This window comes from Streptomyces sp. SID13031 (assembly GCF_010548305.1).
GTDB lineage: Bacteria > Actinomycetota > Actinomycetes > Propionibacteriales > Kribbellaceae > Kribbella.
Map to the genome: position 1 here is coordinate 800438 of NZ_JAAGLV010000001.1, position 18244 is coordinate 818681.

General features: G+C 66.5%; 13 protein-coding genes. 10 read left to right on the forward strand and 3 right to left on the reverse strand.

The features are described 5' to 3' along the window. Positions 1–97: 97 nt before the first annotated feature. The 3 genes from G3I17_RS03440 (at position 98) to G3I17_RS03450 (ending at position 6917) form a co-directional block, all read left to right on the forward strand. Positions 98–2005 carry an alpha-L-fucosidase gene (locus G3I17_RS03440; protein WP_164593809.1) on the forward strand — a complete coding sequence of 636 codons (1908 nt, stop codon included), beginning with the start codon at positions 98–100 and terminating at the stop codon, positions 2003–2005. A gap of 41 nt (positions 2006–2046) precedes the next feature. After that, positions 2047–5295 (forward strand): NPCBM/NEW2 domain-containing protein, encoded by a 3249-nt coding sequence (locus tag G3I17_RS03445; protein WP_164593811.1) that lies wholly within the window; start codon positions 2047–2049, stop codon positions 5293–5295. A 977-nt stretch (positions 5296–6272) separates the two neighbouring features. Then, entirely contained in the window at positions 6273–6917 is a 645-nt protein-coding gene (locus tag G3I17_RS03450; protein ID WP_164593812.1) for a hypothetical protein, read from the forward strand. Between the two features lie 368 nt (positions 6918–7285). Here G3I17_RS03450 and G3I17_RS03455 read toward each other — a convergent pair whose 3' ends face one another. Continuing rightward, complete coding sequence (locus tag G3I17_RS03455) at positions 7286–9007, reverse strand: CocE/NonD family hydrolase (protein ID WP_164593814.1); 1722 nt, start codon at positions 9005–9007, stop codon at positions 7286–7288. A 126-nt stretch (positions 9008–9133) separates the two neighbouring features. Between G3I17_RS03455 and G3I17_RS03460 the strand changes: the two genes are divergently transcribed. Both G3I17_RS03460 and G3I17_RS03465 read left to right on the forward strand, forming a co-directional pair. Further along, entirely contained in the window at positions 9134–10039 is a 906-nt protein-coding gene (locus tag G3I17_RS03460; protein ID WP_164593816.1) for a LysR family transcriptional regulator, read from the forward strand. A 146-nt stretch (positions 10040–10185) separates the two neighbouring features. Then, complete coding sequence (locus tag G3I17_RS03465; protein WP_203589645.1) at positions 10186–11427, forward strand: MFS transporter; 1242 nt, start codon at positions 10186–10188, stop codon at positions 11425–11427. Between the two features lie 37 nt (positions 11428–11464). Here the strand turns inward: G3I17_RS03465 and G3I17_RS03470 are convergent, their stop codons facing one another. Continuing rightward, the gene (locus G3I17_RS03470; RefSeq protein WP_164593818.1) at positions 11465–12052 is read right to left on the reverse strand and encodes a TetR/AcrR family transcriptional regulator; all 588 of its coding nucleotides are present in this window, start codon (positions 12050–12052) and stop codon (positions 11465–11467) included. Positions 12053–12160: 108 nt separating this feature from the next. After that, the gene (locus tag G3I17_RS03475) at positions 12161–13003 is read right to left on the reverse strand and encodes an alpha/beta hydrolase (protein ID WP_164593820.1); all 843 of its coding nucleotides are present in this window, start codon (positions 13001–13003) and stop codon (positions 12161–12163) included. Positions 13004–13129: 126 nt separating this feature from the next. Here G3I17_RS03475 and G3I17_RS03480 point away from each other — a divergent pair, with 126 nt between their 5' ends. The 5 genes from G3I17_RS03480 to G3I17_RS03500 all read left to right on the forward strand — a co-directional run bounded on the left by G3I17_RS03480 (position 13130) and on the right by G3I17_RS03500 (position 18215). Next, positions 13130–14740 carry an FAD-dependent monooxygenase gene (locus G3I17_RS03480; protein WP_164593822.1) on the forward strand — a complete coding sequence of 537 codons (1611 nt, stop codon included), beginning with the start codon at positions 13130–13132 and terminating at the stop codon, positions 14738–14740. A 137-nt stretch (positions 14741–14877) separates the two neighbouring features. Continuing rightward, entirely contained in the window at positions 14878–15936 is a 1059-nt protein-coding gene (locus tag G3I17_RS03485) for an alpha/beta hydrolase (RefSeq protein ID WP_164593824.1), read from the forward strand. A 202-nt stretch (positions 15937–16138) separates the two neighbouring features. After that, positions 16139–16864, forward strand: a complete 726-nt coding sequence (locus tag G3I17_RS03490; protein WP_164593827.1) for a response regulator transcription factor — start codon at positions 16139–16141, stop codon at positions 16862–16864. Positions 16865–16994: 130 nt separating this feature from the next. Then, positions 16995–17561 carry a hypothetical protein gene (locus tag G3I17_RS03495; RefSeq protein ID WP_164593829.1) on the forward strand — a complete coding sequence of 189 codons (567 nt, stop codon included), beginning with the start codon at positions 16995–16997 and terminating at the stop codon, positions 17559–17561. Positions 17562–17579: 18 nt separating this feature from the next. After that, positions 17580–18215, forward strand: coding sequence for a DedA family protein (locus G3I17_RS03500; protein WP_164593831.1), 636 nt, complete (start codon positions 17580–17582; stop codon positions 18213–18215). Positions 18216–18244: the final 29 nt, after the last annotated feature.

Below are 18244 nucleotides of genomic sequence, written 5' to 3' on the forward strand. Positions count from 1 at the left end.
CTGCCCCGGCCATTGACACCAGGCTACGCAGCTTCTAATTTCCAATATCGTATCCGATTTTGAGTGACTCGCCGCCCGCGACTGAAAGGCCACTCCGATGCCGAAACCTGATTCTCCCGCCGAGGGCTTACGGCGCCGTTCGATCATTCTGGGCGCGCCCGCGGTCGGTGTCGCCGCTACTTTGCTCGGCTCGACGACCGGCCAGGCGCACGCCGCGGCAGTTCCGAGCCCGTTGGCCGCTGGGAAGCGGGTGACTGGACAACGGGTGGACGGGCAGGAGGCTCTCGCGAGACTGCGTTTCGGGTTGTTCGTGCACTTCGGGCCGGCCAGCCTCACCGGGCGGGAGACCGGCTGGGGGCGGGAGGCGTACCGAGCCGGCAAGCCGAACGAGACCGCGCCGTACAACGATCCGACCAAGCTGTTCGATCCGGTGTACGACGTGGCGTACAAGTCGTTCCTGCCGGCGAAGGGGTGGGCCGAGGAGCTGGCCGACGTCGCCGTGTCGGCCGGGATGAAGTACCTGGTGCTGACCAGCAAGCACCATGACGGGTTCCCGATGTTCCGGGCCAGGAACTTCGCGGCGTCGTTCTATCCGGATTTCGCGACCACTCCGCTGGGGAAGTCCAAGCGTGATCTGGTCGATGAGGTCGCGATCGCCTGCAGATCCCGCGGGATCGAGTTCGGTCTCTACTACTCCGGCTGGGACTGGACGAATCCCCTGGTCGTCGCGGGGAGGAACGACGAGTACTACGACTACATGATGAGCCAGCTGAAACAGCTGATGAGCGACTACGGCGACATCTCCTTCCTCTGGTACGACGGGATCGCGCCGACCGACCTGAGCGTCTACCGGCCGCCGACGTTCCACTCGGTACCACGCAACCTCCAGCCCGGGCTGCTGATCAACAATCGCGGGTACGCGCTCAACTGGGCGGATCCGCAACCGGCGCTGGCCGGTGACTACTCGACCCCTGAGCAGCGGGTCGGGGCGTTCGACGTGGCGCGAGCCTGGGAATCGTGCATCACGATCGGCGACCAGTGGTCCTGGCGGCCGAACGAGTCGGTGAAGTCCCTGGAGACGATCATCAAGACGGTGATCTCGACGGCGACCGGTGATGGAAACCTGCTGTTCAACGTCGGTCCCAAACCGTCGGGCGAGGTGGACAAGCCGCAGCGCGACCGGCTGGCCGAGGTGGGTCAGTGGATGAAGTCCTACGGTGCGGCGATCTACGGCACCCGCGGTGGACCGATCCGGCCGAGCGGTCTCGCGGCGACCACCTTCGAGGGCGCCACGATGAACGTGTTCCTGTTCAAGCGGCCGGTCAGGGACAAGGATCTCCTGACGGTGCCGAATCTGAACAACCCGGTGGTCTGGGCGAAGACGCCCAAGGGCAGAGCCGTTCCGTTCACGGTCAGGAGTGACGGGCGGATCGACCTCAACCTGGCCGGACTCGATATCACCGCCGGACCGGTGGAGCTGATCCACCTGAAGTACCGCGACCCGCTGTCGCACGAGTACCTGGGCACCGACTTGATCACCGAGCCCGTTCGTCCGGGCAACCTGGCCCTGAACAAGCCGGCCACCCAGATCTCCACCGACTACGACGGCGACGCGGCCCGGGGCGTCGACGGCAACACCGACGGCACCTACTTCAACAACTCCGTCACCCACACCGCCGTCGACGCCAAGGAAGCCTGGTGGCAGGTTGATCTCGGTGCCTCCGCCCCGATCGGCGACGTCGAGATCTACAACCGTACCGATGGCGGCTTCGGCTCCCGCCTCAGTGATTTCTGGGTGATCATCTCCGACAACCCCATCACCGCTCAGGACCTGGCCACGGCCCGTACCGGCCCTGGAATCAGCGCCAAACGCCAGGCCGGTACCGCCGGAACTCCCACCACTCTCAACTTCGGCGGCGCCTCCGGCCGGTATGTCCGCGTCCAACTCGAGAACCAGAGCGGCCCCTTGTCCATCGCCGAGGTCGGCGTCTACAAGCAGTCCTGACAGTCGAGGAGCAGGCCATGCCGCCCACCAGCATCAGAGCAATGTCACGGACCGGTCGATTGCTGCTGATCGGGTTCTGCGTCCTGGCGCTCGTCCCGCTCGTCGCACCGGTCAGGGCAAACGGCGAGCCCGACAGCTCCGGACACGAACTTGTGGTGAACGGCGGCTTCGAAGCGGGCAGCGAGCCTTGGAGGTTCACCGATGGCGCAGGACGTGCCACCAACAACCCACACTCGGGACAGGCGTTGGCCTACCTCGATGCCGGCCCCGCGTACCAGGTGGCGCAGACCCTGACGGTCGATGCCGACGGCAACTACACCCCATCGGCCTGGATCGCGACGAATGGAGCAGGTGGGGTATTCGGGCTCCGCGACGCCGACAGCGGCCAGATGCTGACGTCACGGCCGCTGCCGGTTGATAGCTCGTACCAGCCGTACTCTCTCGAGCCGGTGGACCTGTCCAGCGGGCAGCGCGTGGAGGTGTTCGTGACGAGCAGCGCCGAGAACTGGATCAACATCGACGATGTGTCCGTGTACGACGACCTGCGGGAGCTGCTGAGCTTCGAGGTGGACGGCCAGCAGGGCCTGTCGGTGATCGACCAGGATGCCCGCACCGTGACTGTCCAGCTGCCCTACGAGTCCGACCGGAAAGCCTTGTCAGCCGACGTCGTACTTCCCGCGGGCAGCACTATCGCCCCAGATCCCGCGCAACCCCTCGACTACACCCACCCCCGGCAGTTTGCGCTCACCGACAGCCATGGGCACCACTCGTCCTGGACAGTGACTGTGGCGGAGGAACAGAAGAGCATTGTCATCAGCAGTTCGAACGATGCGCTGGTCGACACCTTCAACTGGGCCAAGTGGCGCGCCCGACAGCACGTCCAGACCGGTAAGCATGGACCCGTCGACGTCGAAGGACCCGTCCCGCCGAACGCGCGCGAAGCCGACTACATCCCGTCGTACTGGGCGGGCTACGCCAACCGGACAGCCTTCTACATCCGGGACTACGCACACCAGGCCGCCGGAGCGCACCTGCTGGGGCTCGACCTGGAGAACAAGTCGATGCTCCAGGCGTACGCCGCGACCTCGACCGAGACGCGCAACTGGTTTCCCTTGTGGGCGCTCAACTTCGACGGCAGCCCGTACTTCCTCGACCACCCGAGCGATTCGTACTTCGTTCGCGAGGTGCCCGCCGTCTTCGAGCTGGTCGACAAGGCCGCCGAGCAGTACCGCTGGACGGGGGACCGCACGTACCTCGAGGACCCAGTTCTCTGGGACTTCTACACCAAGGCCGTGACCAAGTTCGTCGAGTTGCACGACACTCAGCTGCCGAACGGGGTGGCCGAGGGGACCGGCCGGGGGATTTGGTACGGGGCGGCCAGCTACAACGAGAGATCCGACGCGGAGATGATCGAGGCCGGAGACGGCTTCGCCGCGCAGTACCAGGCGTTCCGTGGCTACGCCGACCTGGCGCGCGCCCGAGGTGACGTCGCGATCGCCAAGCAGTTCGACGCTCGCGCCGCCGAGCTCTTCAAATACTTCAACAAGGACTGGGGGATCACGCTCGGCTCCGACGAGTACGTCCGCGGCCGCACCCCCGACGGCGCCAAGGTGACCGGCTGGGGTCAGGAGAACTCGATGTTCATGGCGTACGACGAGATCATCGACCCGAACAGCCGGAAGACCGACCAGTTCCTCGACTACCTGTACAAGAAGTACGTCGAGAACCGGCCGACCAACATCGAGTCCAGCACCTATGTCCCCGACGTCATGTTCGCCTACGGCCGGTCCGAGCAGGGCTGGGCTTGGATGAAGGACATCATCTCCGTACTGGACAAGCCGCACGAGGTCCCGCAGCAGGGCACCAACGGCGACTACCCCGAGGTCAGCTACACCCTGCTCTCCCAGACGGTCGAGGGGCTAGCCGGAGTCGTTCCGGATGCACCGTCGCACGCGGTCTCAACCCTGTCCCGGCTGCCTCAGGAGATCGGCTGGCTCGACCTCGACCACATCACCGTGGGTGCGCACGATCTCGGCGTACGCCACGAGGGTGGCACCCGGACCACCGTGACCCACAACAGTGGGCCTCAGCCGCTGAAGACGACGATCAGCTTCTACGGGGGCTATGCCCAGATCGAGGTGAACGGCCGTCGCGTGCGGGCGGAGCACACCCTGCAGCGCGGGAAGTCCGTCAGCTCGATCACCGTCTCCCTGCCGCCCGGAGCTCACGTGACCGCCGAGGCAGTGGGCCGGAACGACCAGAAGCGTTGGGGCGACGCGATCACGACGCACCCGGACGACTTCGCGTTGGTGTCCCCTCAGGACGGGGCCGACCGGGTCCGATCCCGGAATGCGTTGCTGCGCTGGAGCCGGTCGGCGAATGCGACCGAGTACCGGGTCACGGTAGCCAGGGACCCGCAGTTGAGCGACGTCGTTCGCAGCTGGACCGTGACCGGCACAACAGCTTCAGCTCAGCGCCTGGAGCCGGGACGCAAGTACTACTGGTCGGTGACGGCTGTGAACGCCCGGACCCATCAGGAACTGCCGGTGCCCGGCGGTCCGCACAGCCTCCGGACTATGCCGGCCGCGGCGCCCGCAGCTCCGACCCACCTCGGCGCCTACCGGTCCGGCAACCGCGTGGCACTCAGCTGGAACAGTGCGCCCGATGCGTTGACCGCTACCGTCGAGCGAGCGCCCGTCGGATCGGAGGACTTCAAACCGGTGGCCGAGTCAGTGGCCGGCGACGGCTGGGTGGATCGCGAGGCCGGCGGAGGGCCATGGCGGTACCGGGTGACATCGGCGAACGAGCGCGGGCCCGGAGCTCCAGCACAGGCCGACGAGCAGGCGCTGCCGGCGGATCTGACTGCCACCGCGCTCAGCGACCGGAAGTGGGAATCGGCGACCATCGGCTGGGGAACGCTGGGCCACGACCGCTCGGTCTCCGGAGGGCCGATCTCGCTGGCCGGCGTCGAATACACCAAGGGCATCGGCACCCATGCCAACTCCGAGATCGTCTACCGCCTCGATCCGGCCGACGTCCGCTTCAGCGCCGTGATCGGAGTCGACGACTTCCAGCGGAACTCGCCGTACTCCTCGGTGATCTTCCAGGTGGAGGCCGACGGCAAGCTGATCTATGAGTCGCCCGTGATGCACGGCAACTCCGAACCGCAGCGGATCGACCTGGACGTGCTGGGCGACGACCAGCTGACCCTGCGGGTCACCGACGCAGCCGACGGCAACAACTCCGACCACGCCGACTGGGCCGACACCACCGTCCACCGATTGCCCTAACCGCCGGCGACGATCTGCACACCTGACCGCCACCGGTCAGGTGTGCTTGAGCTCGAGGACGGGGATGGTCCGATGTCGAGCGTGACTTCGACATCAGAGGTTGCGTGTCAGGCGCGTGAGCAACCGAACAGCCGGCGAGGGGTTGTCGGCTGTTCGTGGGCTGCGCAGCCGTCGCGCTTGACCCCAGAGCAGGCCGATCCAAAGGACTGGCAGCACCAAGTCGGTTAGCTGGCGCCAGCCAAGAGGGGACAGGGCGAGTTGGATTGGCCATGCCGCTACTAGGCACCAAGACAGGGCGAGCACACTCGCTAGCGCTCTGCGCTTCGTGCGGTTCGCATCTAGAGATAGAGGCTGAGCATCGACGTAAGCCTTCATCAGGCAGATCAGAACGACACCGACGACTGACTCCATCGGCTCCCATGGGCCGTCAGCAGCTGAAATGCTTACCGAGGCGGCGAGCGCAGCGCCAAGGACTGCGGCTTGGTCGACTCGATGGTTCGGCGGCGACGGCGGAAGCTTGGGTGAACCATGAGGTACCGGCTTGCGCGGAGATTGTTCGCCGGTCGTGTCAAGGGCCTGACGGTCCGCGGGCGTTGGTAGCTCGCGTTCACGGCGTCGGGTGTCTGCTTGATGGCGCAATCTATTTGCTGCGGTCATTCGATCCCCACCGATCCCACCTGGGAACACCCCATGGCAGCAATCCGACTGCGTCGGCCTGCCCCAAGACGGACGCAGACAAGGTCGGTTCGGTTCCATTCTGGTGGCAAAGTGCCGGAGCGGGGTAGCTATCGGCGGTATACGTGCTGGGCCCAGGGCCGAGCGAGAGGCCCCTGGCGACCAGCAGGCTGCAATTGAATGACGAAAGCCACGGGGCCTGTCAAATAGCGTCGACACAGCTCATAGTGGCCGCAAGTTGTATCGGCATTGGGGGAGAAATGGCAGCTACATGGATCGCGTATGGGGTGACCTTAGGGCTCATGGTGCTGGTGGCTGCAGTCGCGGGCGCCAAGCGCAGTGGATCGATATGGGGCATTTTCATAGATGCCCGCGACACTTGGAGTCTGACTCAGTTTCAGCTTGTCCTGTGGACCTTCACTATCGTCCCGGTGTTGGTGGCTGCCGTGATCGGTCGCGCCACCGAAGACCCCTCCACAGCGTGGGATCTCGTGGTTCCTGGAGAGATCTGGGGATTGCTCGGAATCTCGCTCGGCAGCACTGCGCTCGCGGTCGCTATCAAGTCACAGAAGAACGGGCCGCCAGGGAGCCCACTGGGTGCTGGCGATCGGGTGCTGGCGCGAATCGATGCGAAGAATGCGCGGATTTCCGACATGTTCGCGTATGACGAGGGCATTGGCGCCCTTACCCGGCTGGACGTCACGAAATTTCAGAACTTCGTTTTCACAGTCGCACTCGCGATCACGTACCTCTGGAGTTGCCTGTGGCTTTTCGCCAAGGCCGGCGACCCGTCGGCCATCACCTCACTGCCAACGCTCAGCGGGGCTGCTCTCGGAATTCTCGGGATCAGCCACGCCGGCTATCTGACCGGAAAGTCGATACCGCAGAGCGGAAGGCCAGCCACCACCACGCAGGAGACGGAGCTGGCGACCACGAAGTTCTCCTGAGGCAATCAAGTCACGCAGGATGGTGGCGTGGCCGCTGGTGGCGACACTCGCAGTTGTGATCAGCCCTTGGTTGATAGCCGGCTCCCCGCTGCAGAAAGGTGGATGCTGCGGCCTGGCTTCGTCCGAGCATCTGTGGTGTTTCGGAGCAGGTGGGCTTACACGCGTTGAACTCCACGCTCCGGCGTACCCGAAGTACAACGTCTTCCAGGACTGCAATGGAAGGAAGCCGAAGAACACTGGCAACGATCAGGTACGGCGTCGCAACGTCGAGCTGGTGAGACATGCCGAGGCGGTTGTCGAGGTGAGCCGCACTCGCTTGCCGGTGTCCGCTGGGCGGAGCACGGACACCGGCGGGTGCGGCGCGACGGTCATCCGGCGCTGCGGCCGGTTGGCGGGATGATCGGTAGTAGCAGCGAGGATGCGTGCTGCCCGCCGGTGAAGAGGGTGGTGGTGCCGCCGAAGACGGTGTGCGGACGGGCGCGTTCGTCGGTGTGGACGAAGATGCCGTTGCCGCGCATACGGACGCCGTACGCTTCCGGCCACGGACCTTCGCCGGCGAACGTGAAGTCGCGGCTGCACAGTGTGACGCCGAGCCGGTATCCGGCTGGAATGATCACCGAGGTAGGCCAGACCTCCATGTCGACGCCGACCGGCTGGCCAGGCGTGAGCGGCTGCGATTCGGTGTAGGTCTGCCAGGGCCGGTACGGCGTGCTGAGCGCTGGGTCGGTCGTGCGCAGCGAGGCGCGTAGCCAGCCGAACGCGATGGCGCCCTCGGGGTCCATCGCACCCGGGAACGTGACGTCCCGTCCGTTCATGTCCTGCACCCGCAGTACGAGGAACAGGTCGGCGTCTATGGTGCTGGAGGCAACGGTCAGGTGCGCGGAGGCCGGCCCGGTGATCTCGGTCTCCTCGCTCAACGGGTCCGTCCACAACGTGACCCCGTCGCCGAGTGCGGCGAAGTCGATGCTTGTCGCGGACTGCGGCGGTGTGGTGGCCAACTGCTGTCGGTCGAGGTCGAGGTGGAAGGTTGTCCAGGCGGTCCGGGCCAGTGGCCACTCGTTCTCGGCGCGCTGCGCGAAAGTGCCGTCCACGCGGCGTAGGTTGAGGTACACCGGTGGCTGGTCTGCCCAGCCGGTGTCCTCGTTCTTGAGGAAGTGGCCGAAGAACCGTTTCTGCAGCCGCAGGCCGTAGTCGGTGTAGAACTCGACCCAGTGCTGCTGCCCGTGGACCTCGAGCCACTTCTGGCCGGCCGGGATCGTGTTGTAGCCCTCGAACCCGCCGCGGGTATGCAGGTGGTGGCCCCAGTTCGTGGCGGACAGGGTGGGCACGGTGATCCGGGTGAGGTCGGCCGACCGGTCCCGGTAGTAGTCGTCCAGTATCGGGCGGCCGAGCATTTCGGCGACCACGTCCGCCCGGCTCTTCTCGAGCACGTCCGGATCGAGCGTTTCCGGGCCGGCCACTGGCACTCCGGTGACCGGATTGCGTGCCCCGCGGTCGCCGACGCCGTGCTGCATCGCCTCCACCTGCGGCGGATACCACTCGCTGAGGAAGTCGCCGGGAATACCGCCGTGGTGGGTGAACTCCCGGTAGTAGTCGGTCGCACCCTCCCACGGACAGATCGCTGCGAGGTGCGGTGGTCGAAGCGCGGCAACCTGCCATTGGTTGACGGCGTAGTACGAGATCCCGAGCAGGCCGACGTTGCCGTTGCTCCATTGCTGCACCCCGGCCCACTCGATGCAGGTGTAATAGTCGCGGGCCTCGCGCGGCGAGAAGATGTCGACATACCCGGGGGATCGGCCGGAGCCACGGGCATCGACGCGGATGACGACGTAACCGTCGGGGACCCACTTCTCGGGATCGACGGTCTCCCAGTTCTGGTAGCGGTTGGACGAACCGGCGAGTGCGTCGGGATGCTCGGCCTCCAAGTTCGACCACGCGAACGTGAACGCCTGCTGGAACGACAATCCCTTGGCATACGGCCCGTGGGTCATGATGACCGGATAACGGCCGTCCGCGTCGGGCCGGAAGATGTCGGCCCGCAGGACCAGGCCGTCGTCCATGGTGATCGGGACATCCCAATCGATGCGCATCGAGTTCTCCTTTTGTGGGTGTCTGGGTGCCATTTCCAATGAACCGCGGCCAGAGCGGCCCCAACAGGGGTACCGCGGCAGCGGCGGCAGATACTCTCGATCCGCTCAGCAGATGGAGGTTCGGGCATGGAGCTGCGCCAGCTACGCCATTTCATCGCACTCGCGGAGGAGCGCAGTGTGACCGCCGCGGCCCGTCGCGAGCTGATCGTGCAATCCGGACTGTCGAACTCCCTGCAGGCCCTGGAACGCGAGCTGGGCACCGAGCTCTACGTCCGCGGCACCCGGCCGGTCCGGCTCACCGCCACCGGAGAGGCTTTGTTGGCGCCGGCCCGCGAGGCGTTGCGCGCCGCGGAAACCGCCCGCCGCGCGGTGCAGGAGACCCGGGACGTGCTCGTGGGCCGGCTCCGCCTCGGCATCGCCCTCTCCGCCCAGTACCTCGTACCGTTCGCGGGTTACCTCGGCGCGTTCCTGCGCGACCACCCGGGCGTCGACGTCCGGATGCGCGGCACCGCCGCGCTGGCCATGCTCGACATGGTGGACAACGGCGAGCTCGACTGCGCAATCGGACCAGCTCTGGAGCAACGCGGCCGGTTGCGCCTCACCTCGCTGGCCAGCGAGCCGCTCGCGCTGACCTGTCGCAGTGATCACGAACTTGCCCGTCGTGACCGTGTGACGGTCGCCGACCTCGCCGGCGAGCGCTTCGTCGACGTGCCCCCAGGCTGGACCGCGCGGCTGCTGTGCGATGCCCTGTTCGCCGGGGCTGGAATTACCCGGCGGATCGTCGCTGAGGTCGGCGACTGGGAGGTCCTGCTGGAGATGATCGCCGCCGGCGCCGGTATCGGATTCACCCCGGTGGGACTCCAGTACAGGGTCCTGACCGGTCCCGACAGCCTGCTGCGTTACCTCCGAGTGGACGGCGCCCAGATGGATCGCCACCTCTACCTGATCCTGCCGCCGCGCGCCGAGACCAGTCCTGCGGCAGCCGCGTTCGCGGCCGGCATGCTGGCCCGGCACAGCAGCGCGCCGACGTAGATCTCGAGTGCCCGGGCTCCCTACCTCAGGATCTCCAGGAGAGATGGAAGCCATCTCATCCAGGCCCACGAAGTCTGGTATAGGCCTACGCGAGCAGGAGGTTCTCATCGAGTGGAAGCACCATTCGCTCGCGAGAGGTTTTGGAAATGAGTACAGCTACCCGTTCGTCCCGTGTTCCGGTTGCCAGCGCTGGGCGACATCTGGCCGGTTTCTGGTTCGTGGCTGCCGCGTTCCTGACCGTGATGGCGTTCGGTACCGTCCCCACCCCACTGTGGCCGATCTACCAGGTCCGGGATCACTTCGGCGCGACCACGGTGACGATCGCCTTTGCGGTGCTGGTCGTCGGCACCGGCTCCAGTTTCCGGCTGCTCGGCCACCTGTCCGATCGGCTCGGCCGCCGCCGGGTGATCGTTCCTGGACTGCTGGTCGCTATTGCCGCCGATGCGGTGCTGGCCTTCTGGCCTGACCTGCCCGGCCTGATCGTCGGCCGGGTGCTGACCGGTGTGGCGATCGGTCTGATCGCGTCGACAGCTACCGCCTATCTCGCGGATCTGTACCACGAGGCGCGGCCCGAGCGGGACGGATCACCTGTTCCCGCACTGGTCGCGACCGCGGTCAATCTCGGTGGTCTCGCACTCGGCCCGCTGGCAGCGGGAGTACTGGCCCAGTGGGCGCCGTCGCCCTTGCGTACCCCGTACATCATCTTCGGAGCGTTGATGGCGGGGCTTGTCGTGCTCGTGCTGGCCAGCCCGGAGACCATCGACACCGCAGCGGCGGATCAGGACCGGCCGGTGCGCTTTGCGCTGCGTCCAGGTCAGCGCGCAACCTTCGGGGCAGCAGCAGCCGTCGGGTTCTTCGCGTTCGCGGTGATGGGATTGTTCGCCTCGCTCGGCGCCATCATCGTGCGCGGCGAGTTGGGCATCACGTCGTACTTCGTGGCCGGCCTGGTGCCGTTCGCCGCCTTCGCCGCGTCAGCCGTCGCGCAGCTCGCGCTCGGTAAGCTCGCCCAGTCGACGGTGCTCTTGATCGGCGGGCTATTGTTCCCGATCGGGCTGGCGCTGACCGCGGTGTCGCTCTACCAGCCGACGCTCTGGCTGGCGCTCACCTCTGCGGCTCTTGCCGGCGGTGGCGCGGGGCTCCTCATCAAGAGCGGCGTGACTCAGGCCGCGATCGTCGCCGTACCGGCTTCGCGGGCCGGCGTGCTCGCCATGTTCTTCGTCATCGCGTACGTCGGCATGGGGCTGCCGTCGATCGCGTTCAGCCTGGTCATCCAGCATGTCGCGCTCCGGCCGTCGATGATCGGTTTCGCCAGTGTGCTGTCGGTGGGCGCATTCATCGCCATCGTCACCGCTCGGCGATCGGCCGCCGCCACCTCGAGGCCGCGCTGAAAATGCCGGGCTGAATGCACGGCCCGATGGCGAGGGATCACTCTCGCCGTTCGTCCGGGATCGACTCCAGGGCTGTTGTGAGGACGGCGTCGAGTATCGCCTGGGCCTGGTCGCCTGCGGGGAGGGCGCGCGCGATCGTGACGGCGCCCACGATCGAGGCGACGAGGGCCCAGGCCTGCTGCGCCTGTTCCTCCTCGTCGCCGGGCATCGCGGGGGCGATGGTGGCGATCACATCGACCATCCGGCGGCGGTATGTCTCGCGGACCGAGTCGCCCGCCCGTGCCACGTCGGCGCTCAATGACGGCATTACACAGCCGTCTCGGGGGTTCTCACGGTGCAGGTCGCTGAGGTAGATGCGGAGAACGTCGCCGAGCAAGCGTCGTCGTACGGCCGGCTCCTGGTCGGCGAGGCTGGCGAACTCGATACCCAGCTGCGTGGCCACGACCTCTTCGAGGACGGCTTCCTTGTTGGCGAAGTTGGAGTAGAGAGCGCCCGAGGTGACCTGGGCTGACGCGGCCAGTCCGTCGACGCCGACGCCGTGGAAGCCGCTCTCCTTGAGCGTGCGGCCGGCCTCCTGCACGATCGCGGCCTTGGCCTGCGCTCTGTGCTCCTTCGTGTACCTCATCCTTCACGTCCTTCCGGTTCACCGGACCTTAGCGTAGCGCTCGTTATGTAACGAGCGCTACGCCAGTACCCAGTTGATGCCGGCCCGGCCTCGATGCTTCCGGGTTGTTCAGTGGCGCAGGAAGTCCAAGGTCTGCTGCACGAAAAGGGCGTGATACTGGAAGATGCCGCCATGCCCGGAGTCGGGGTAGATGCTCAGCAGTGCGTCAGGGAGTAGCTGTGCCAGCTCGAAGGAATTGATCGTCGGCAGCATGATGTCCTCGTCACCGTTCACGACCAGGGTGGGCTGCGCGACGGTCGCCAGTCCGGCGGGTGAAGTGCCCTGCTCCCACTTGGCGAGCGCGGTGAGCTGGGCGCCGATCGACTCGTTCGTCACAGGCGTATCCCGGTCCTGCAGCGTGCGCTCGTCGAGGCGGCCCAGGAAGGCGTCGGCGGCTGCCTGACTGGTCGGCGTAGACGAGAAGAACAGGCTGTGCTTGGGGTGCTTCCCCTGGTTCGTCGCCTGCTGAATGGCACTCTGGAGCACAGGTCCGGCGTTCGCCCCTCCCTTGCCGCCGGCAGGGCCGGTTCCGGCCAGAACGAGGCGCCGGACGAGGTCCGGACGCTTTTGGGCAACGACCTGGGCGACCATGCCGCCCAGGGAGTAGCCCAGCAGGTCGACTGTGCCCAGTCCGAGGGCCTCGAGGAACGCCACGGCGTCGTCGGCCATGGCCTCGACGTTGTCGGGGGTCGTACCTCCGGATCGGCCGACGCCGCGGTTGTCGAAGGCGATCACGTGCCGCTCGGAGGCGACGCCATCGATCACCGCGGGGTCCCAGTCGTCCAGTGCGGCCGTGAGGTGGTGCAGGAATACGACTGGTACGCCGCCTTCGGTGCCCACCTGCCGATAGGCGAAGGGGACTCCGTTGACATCGACCGTGATGGTCGGCGCGTCCTTGTAGCTCACTGTCATCTGTTCACTCTCCAGCTTGTGCCGCCGTGTCGGCGGCGGGCTCAGCGGCGTAGGATAACGACCGCTATATAGCGAACGTTATCCTATGCTGGCAGCGTTCACCAACCGGACAGCGAAGGGGCAGAGATGCGATCCACCGACGAGCGCGAAGCCGGAGCGGGTCCGAACACGACCGGTTCCACGAAGATCCAGGTACTGGTGGTGGGAGCCGGGCCCGTGGGGCTGGTCGCCGCCTGTGATCTGGCACGCAGGGGGATCGCGGTACGTGTCATCGACGCCGCCGACGGATCGCCTTCAGGTTCTCGCGCGAAAGGGCTGCAGCCCCGCAGTCTCGAAGTACTCGATGACCTCGGTGTGGTCGGACGGATCATGGCGTCTGGACGCTCCCGTACGCCGATACGCAAGTACAAGGCCACGACTGTCCTGGGAACGAGCGAGGTGAACCCCGATGCCCAGGAACCGAGCAGCTCCACCCCCTACACCCGCACCATGCTGATCCCGCAGTGGCGCGTGGAGGAGGTGTTGCGCGAGCGGCTCGGGGAACTGGGCGTGATCGTGGAGTACGGGTCGCAGCTTGTGGGACTGGAACAGGACGGCGAACTCGCCCACGTCACCATCCACAACGCGGGCGGACGCGAGACCGTCTCCGTGCCTTTTGTGGTGGGCAGCGACGGGGCGTCGAGTGAGGTGCGAAAGCTCATCGGCGTCGGCTTTCTGGGCCAGACGGACGAGACGGTCAGGATGCTTACCGGTGATGTCGAACTGAGTGGCTTGGATCGCGACTTCTGGCACTGGTGGCCCAGCCCCGACGGGAAGCTCCTGGCGCTGTGCCCGCTGGCGTCGACGGACACCTTCCAGATCCAGATCGGTGTGTCTGCCGGTGCTGCTGAGGAGTTTTCGCGGGAGGAGATTCAGCGCCTGATCGACCAGCGGAGCGGGCGAAACGATATCCGCGTCCGGCGCGTTGTGTCCCAGTCCATCTGGCGTTTCAACGTGCGGATGGTCGACCGGTACAGGGTCGGCCGGGTCTTCCTCGCCGGTGATTCGGCCCACGTCCACTCGCCGGCCGGAGGGCTGGGAATGAACACCGGCATCCAGGACGCATACAACCTCGGCTGGAAGATCGCTCATGTGCTGGACGGAGCCCCGGAAGCCCTCCTCGATACCTACGAGGAGGAACGGCTCCCCATCGCCGCCGACATTCTGAGTCTCTCCTCGAAGCTCATCACCGAACGCCTCAAAGGGGGCGTGCCGAGTGAGGGGCGAAGCACGGACACCCTGCAACTGAATCTGAACTACCCCGCGAGCGCGCTCAACGAGGGCCCCGCGCGAGCTGGTGCCGTCGTCAACCCGGGGGACCGCGCACCGGACTCGCTGGGTCAGGCAGCCGACGGCACTGCCGCCCGGTTCTTCGACCTCTTCCGCGGTCAGCATCTGACCGCCCTCGCCTTCGGGCCGCAGAGCCGCAAAACCGCCCAGGTCCTCGCCGAACGCTTTCCTCGGGAACTGCGGTCGTTCGCTGTCCTTCCGCCCGATGCTCTCACCGCCGGCCTGGATACGAGTTCGGTGATCGATCACGAGGGCCACGCCCACCGCGATTACGGCATCGACGGCGACACTCTCCTGATCGTGCGGCCTGACGGTTACGTCGGCATGCGCGTCACCGACCCGGACCAGGTCCGCGCCTTGGAATACCTCGGGCGAGTCCTCCCGCCAGGAAGGCCAGTCGGCAGCTGAACCACCCGGCCGGCAGAAGTGGATCTCCAGGAGAGATGGAAGCCATCTCATCCAGGCCCACGAAATCTGGCATCGGGCTTCGCGAGCAGAGGTTCTTATCGAGTGGAAGCACCAATCGCCTGCGAGAGGTTTTGGAAATGACTACAGCCAAACGTTCGTCGCACCTGATCAGCGTGCGTGCACTCGCCATCGTCATCGCGGCGGTCGCCGGCATCGCCGGGCTGCTCACCACGGCCGGACCGGGGGCGTCCGCCCAAGCCGGATCCGCTCATGCCCAATCCGCCCCGGGCGGCGTTGCGCTTGCGGCCCAGCGGGCCTGCCCACTCAACCCGTCACCCCCGGCCGGCTTCGTCGAGCGCAAAGTCAAAGTCAACGGCATCGGCATCAACTACGTGCGCGGCGGTCACGGGCCCACCCTGCTCCTGCTGCACGGCTACCCGCAGACCTGGTACACGTGGGACCACGTCCTGCCCGCGCTCGCCCGGCACTACACGGTCGTCGCGCCCGACCTGCCCGGGGCCGGGCTGAGCGATGCTCCCGCCTCCTCCGCCGCCTACACAAAGAAGGCCATGGCCGCCGACATTTACGCGCTCATGGTCAAGCTCGGCCTCAGCCGCAACCTCAGGATCGTCGGCCACGACATCGGTACTACGGTCGCCTATCCCTACGCCGCCGCCCATCCCACTGACGTAGTGAAACTCGTGCTCAGCGAGGCCCCGATCCCGGACCCGGTCATCTACACCTTCCCCTCGCTGACTCCGAACGGTCCCGGGCTGTGGTGGTTCGGCCTGTTCGCCGAGAAGAATGGCCTGGCCGAGGACTTGATGACCGGCCGGGAGCAGCAGTGGGTGACCGACTTCATGCCGACGAGCGAGGTGGTCAAGGGCGCCGTCACCGCATGCGACATGGAAATCTACGCCCACGCTCTCGCGCAACCTGGACACCTGCGGGCGAGCATCGCGTGGTTCGCCACCCTGCCGCAAGACGTCAAGGACAACGCCATCTACCAGAAGACCAAGCTCAGCATGCCGGTCCTCGCCATCGGTGCCTCGGGCAACCTGGGCACCCGTGAGGCCACCTGGGTCCGCGAGTACGCCACCAACGTGACCGGGCTGGTCATCCCGAACTCCGGGCACTGGCTCTACCAAGAACACCCCGCGGAACTCACCAGCGTCCTCCTGCAGTTCCTGCGATAACCGGCGCTCGGGCGGCTGCCACTGCGACCAACGGCAGCCGCCAAGTGGCCGCTGGCGTCCAGGTGGAGATTCCGGTCAGCAGGCATGCACGGTGGCGGCTGACGAGGAGGACTTGCGGCCGAATCCCGGCCAGCCTTGATGCTTGAAGAACTTTCCGGTGTAGCGGCAAGGACAGCTCTGTGATCGAGGCGGGCGAACAGTCATGACGAACCCATGGACGCCGCAGCCGGCCACGACTGATGTGCCGGCGCAGCGGGTGCTGCTGGTGGAGGACGAACCGCGCATCAGGCGGGTGTTGCGTCTCGCCCTCGAAGACGAGGGTTACCAGGTCCTCGAAGCCACCAACGGGGCGGATGCGCTCGCCGCGATGCGCCGTGACCCGCCGGACGTCGTTCTGCTCGACCTGATGCTGCCGGACCAGCACGGGTTCGGTGTCTGCCGTGAGATCCGCCGGGACAGTGACGTCCCGGTGATCATGGTGACCGCCAGAACCGACAGTCACGATGTGGTCGCCGGTCTGGAATCGGGTGCGGACGACTATGTCACGAAACCCCTTGTCGCCAAGGAGTTGTCGGCCCGGATCCGCGCGGTGATGCGCCGGGCCGAGCCTGCTTCGATGCCGCAGTCGCAGCAGTTCGCTGTCGGCGATCTTCGGATCGACGTCGCCGCCTCGGAGGCAACCCGGGACGGCGTGCAGTTGCCACTGACCAGGACCGAGTTCAAGCTGCTGGCCGAGTTGGCTGGTGCCGAGGGTGCGGTCCGCAGCCGGGAGCATCTGCTCTCCAAGGTCTGGGGGTACGGCTACTTCGGCGACAGCCGGATCGTCGACGTACACATCCGCCGGCTCCGCCTGAAGGTCGAACCCGACCCTGCCAACCCTCGCCGCGTGGTAACCGCTCGCGGCCTGGGATACCGCCTGGTCGTCTGATGTCGCGCCGGCTCCACCACTGCAGTCAGTAGCGAGCCTGAGCGCTCGGTCGGGACGATGAGACTTCGAGAGGTGGGAGATGAGGCTGATGACGGTGTACAGGCTCTTGTGGGGTGCGTTGTCCGGATTGATGGGCGTCCTGGGCCTCACGGCAGGACTGTTCCTCGGGCCGGACGATCTGGTGTTCCCACTTCTCTTCGTCGCCGGGCTCGTCGGATTGACTTTGATCACCACGGCCTGGTCGAAGCCGGAGGAGAACACGGTCCTGGCCAGATCGAGGAGGAATGCTGTCATCGCCGGCACAGTGATCTCAGGGATCCTCGCGTGCGCAGGCTGTGTCGTCCTCCTGGGCGCCGCTGGTCTGGGTTTGCCCGTGGTGCTTGGTGTCACCTCACCGGCCGCGATGCGCTGGTGCGGTCGCAAGCTGGGGCGCATCCCAGGCAGGCGCGATGGCGGGGGCGCGCTCACCACTGCCGAGCTGTGCAAGCACTGGCAGGACAGCTACGAGGCCCTCCGGGTTGCGACGACGGCGGCCGCTCGACTGCGTATCGTCGAAACCAGACAGCTCTATCTGGACGAGCTCGAACGGCGCGACCCCATCGGGCTCAAGGCCTGGCTGGGAGAGAACGCCAGCGCCGCTGGTGATCCCAGCCGATTCCTGGTCAGGGATGGCGAGGACTTCCCGCCGGCTGACTGATGCTGAGGACCACGTGAGATGCTCGGATTCCTGCAGCAGGTCGGCGGACAGTTCGGGGCCTGGTTCTACCTGATCGCCGGCGGTCTCGCCTTTGCCGAGGCCGCGGTCATGGTCGGACTGGTTCTCCCCGGCGAGACGGCGTTGGTGGTGGCTGGATTCGCGGCACACCAGGGCTGGATCGCCTTGTGGCCGATGGTGGGAGTCGCGGTCTGCGCTGCCGCAGTCGGCGACAGCGTGGGCTACGAGCTTGGTCGCCGATCCGGCCCGTGGCTGCGCTCGTCCCGATTGGGCCGCCGGGTGGGAGACGACCGGTGGCGCCGTACCGACGACTTCCTTCGTCGGTACGGCGGAAGGGCGGTGCTGCTCGGTCGGTTCACCGCCGGCCTGCGAGCACTGACCCCGGGCATGGCTGGGATGGCGCGGATGCCCTACTTGCGTACCTTCCTGCCGTGGAACCTTGCCGGTGCCGCGGTCTGGGGCGCGGGCTGCGTTCTCCTCGGCTACGGGTTCTCCGCCTCGCTGGCAACCATGAGCCGCGCCGTCACCTACGCGCCGCTGGTGTTGATCGCCGTGGCTGCTGCCGTCCTCCTTCTTCTCAGGCTCCGGAAGAAGCGCAGTCCGGGGCCGACCTGGAGGAGATCGACACGATCCTGAAGTACGCCCTACCCGTCTGGGTCCACGCC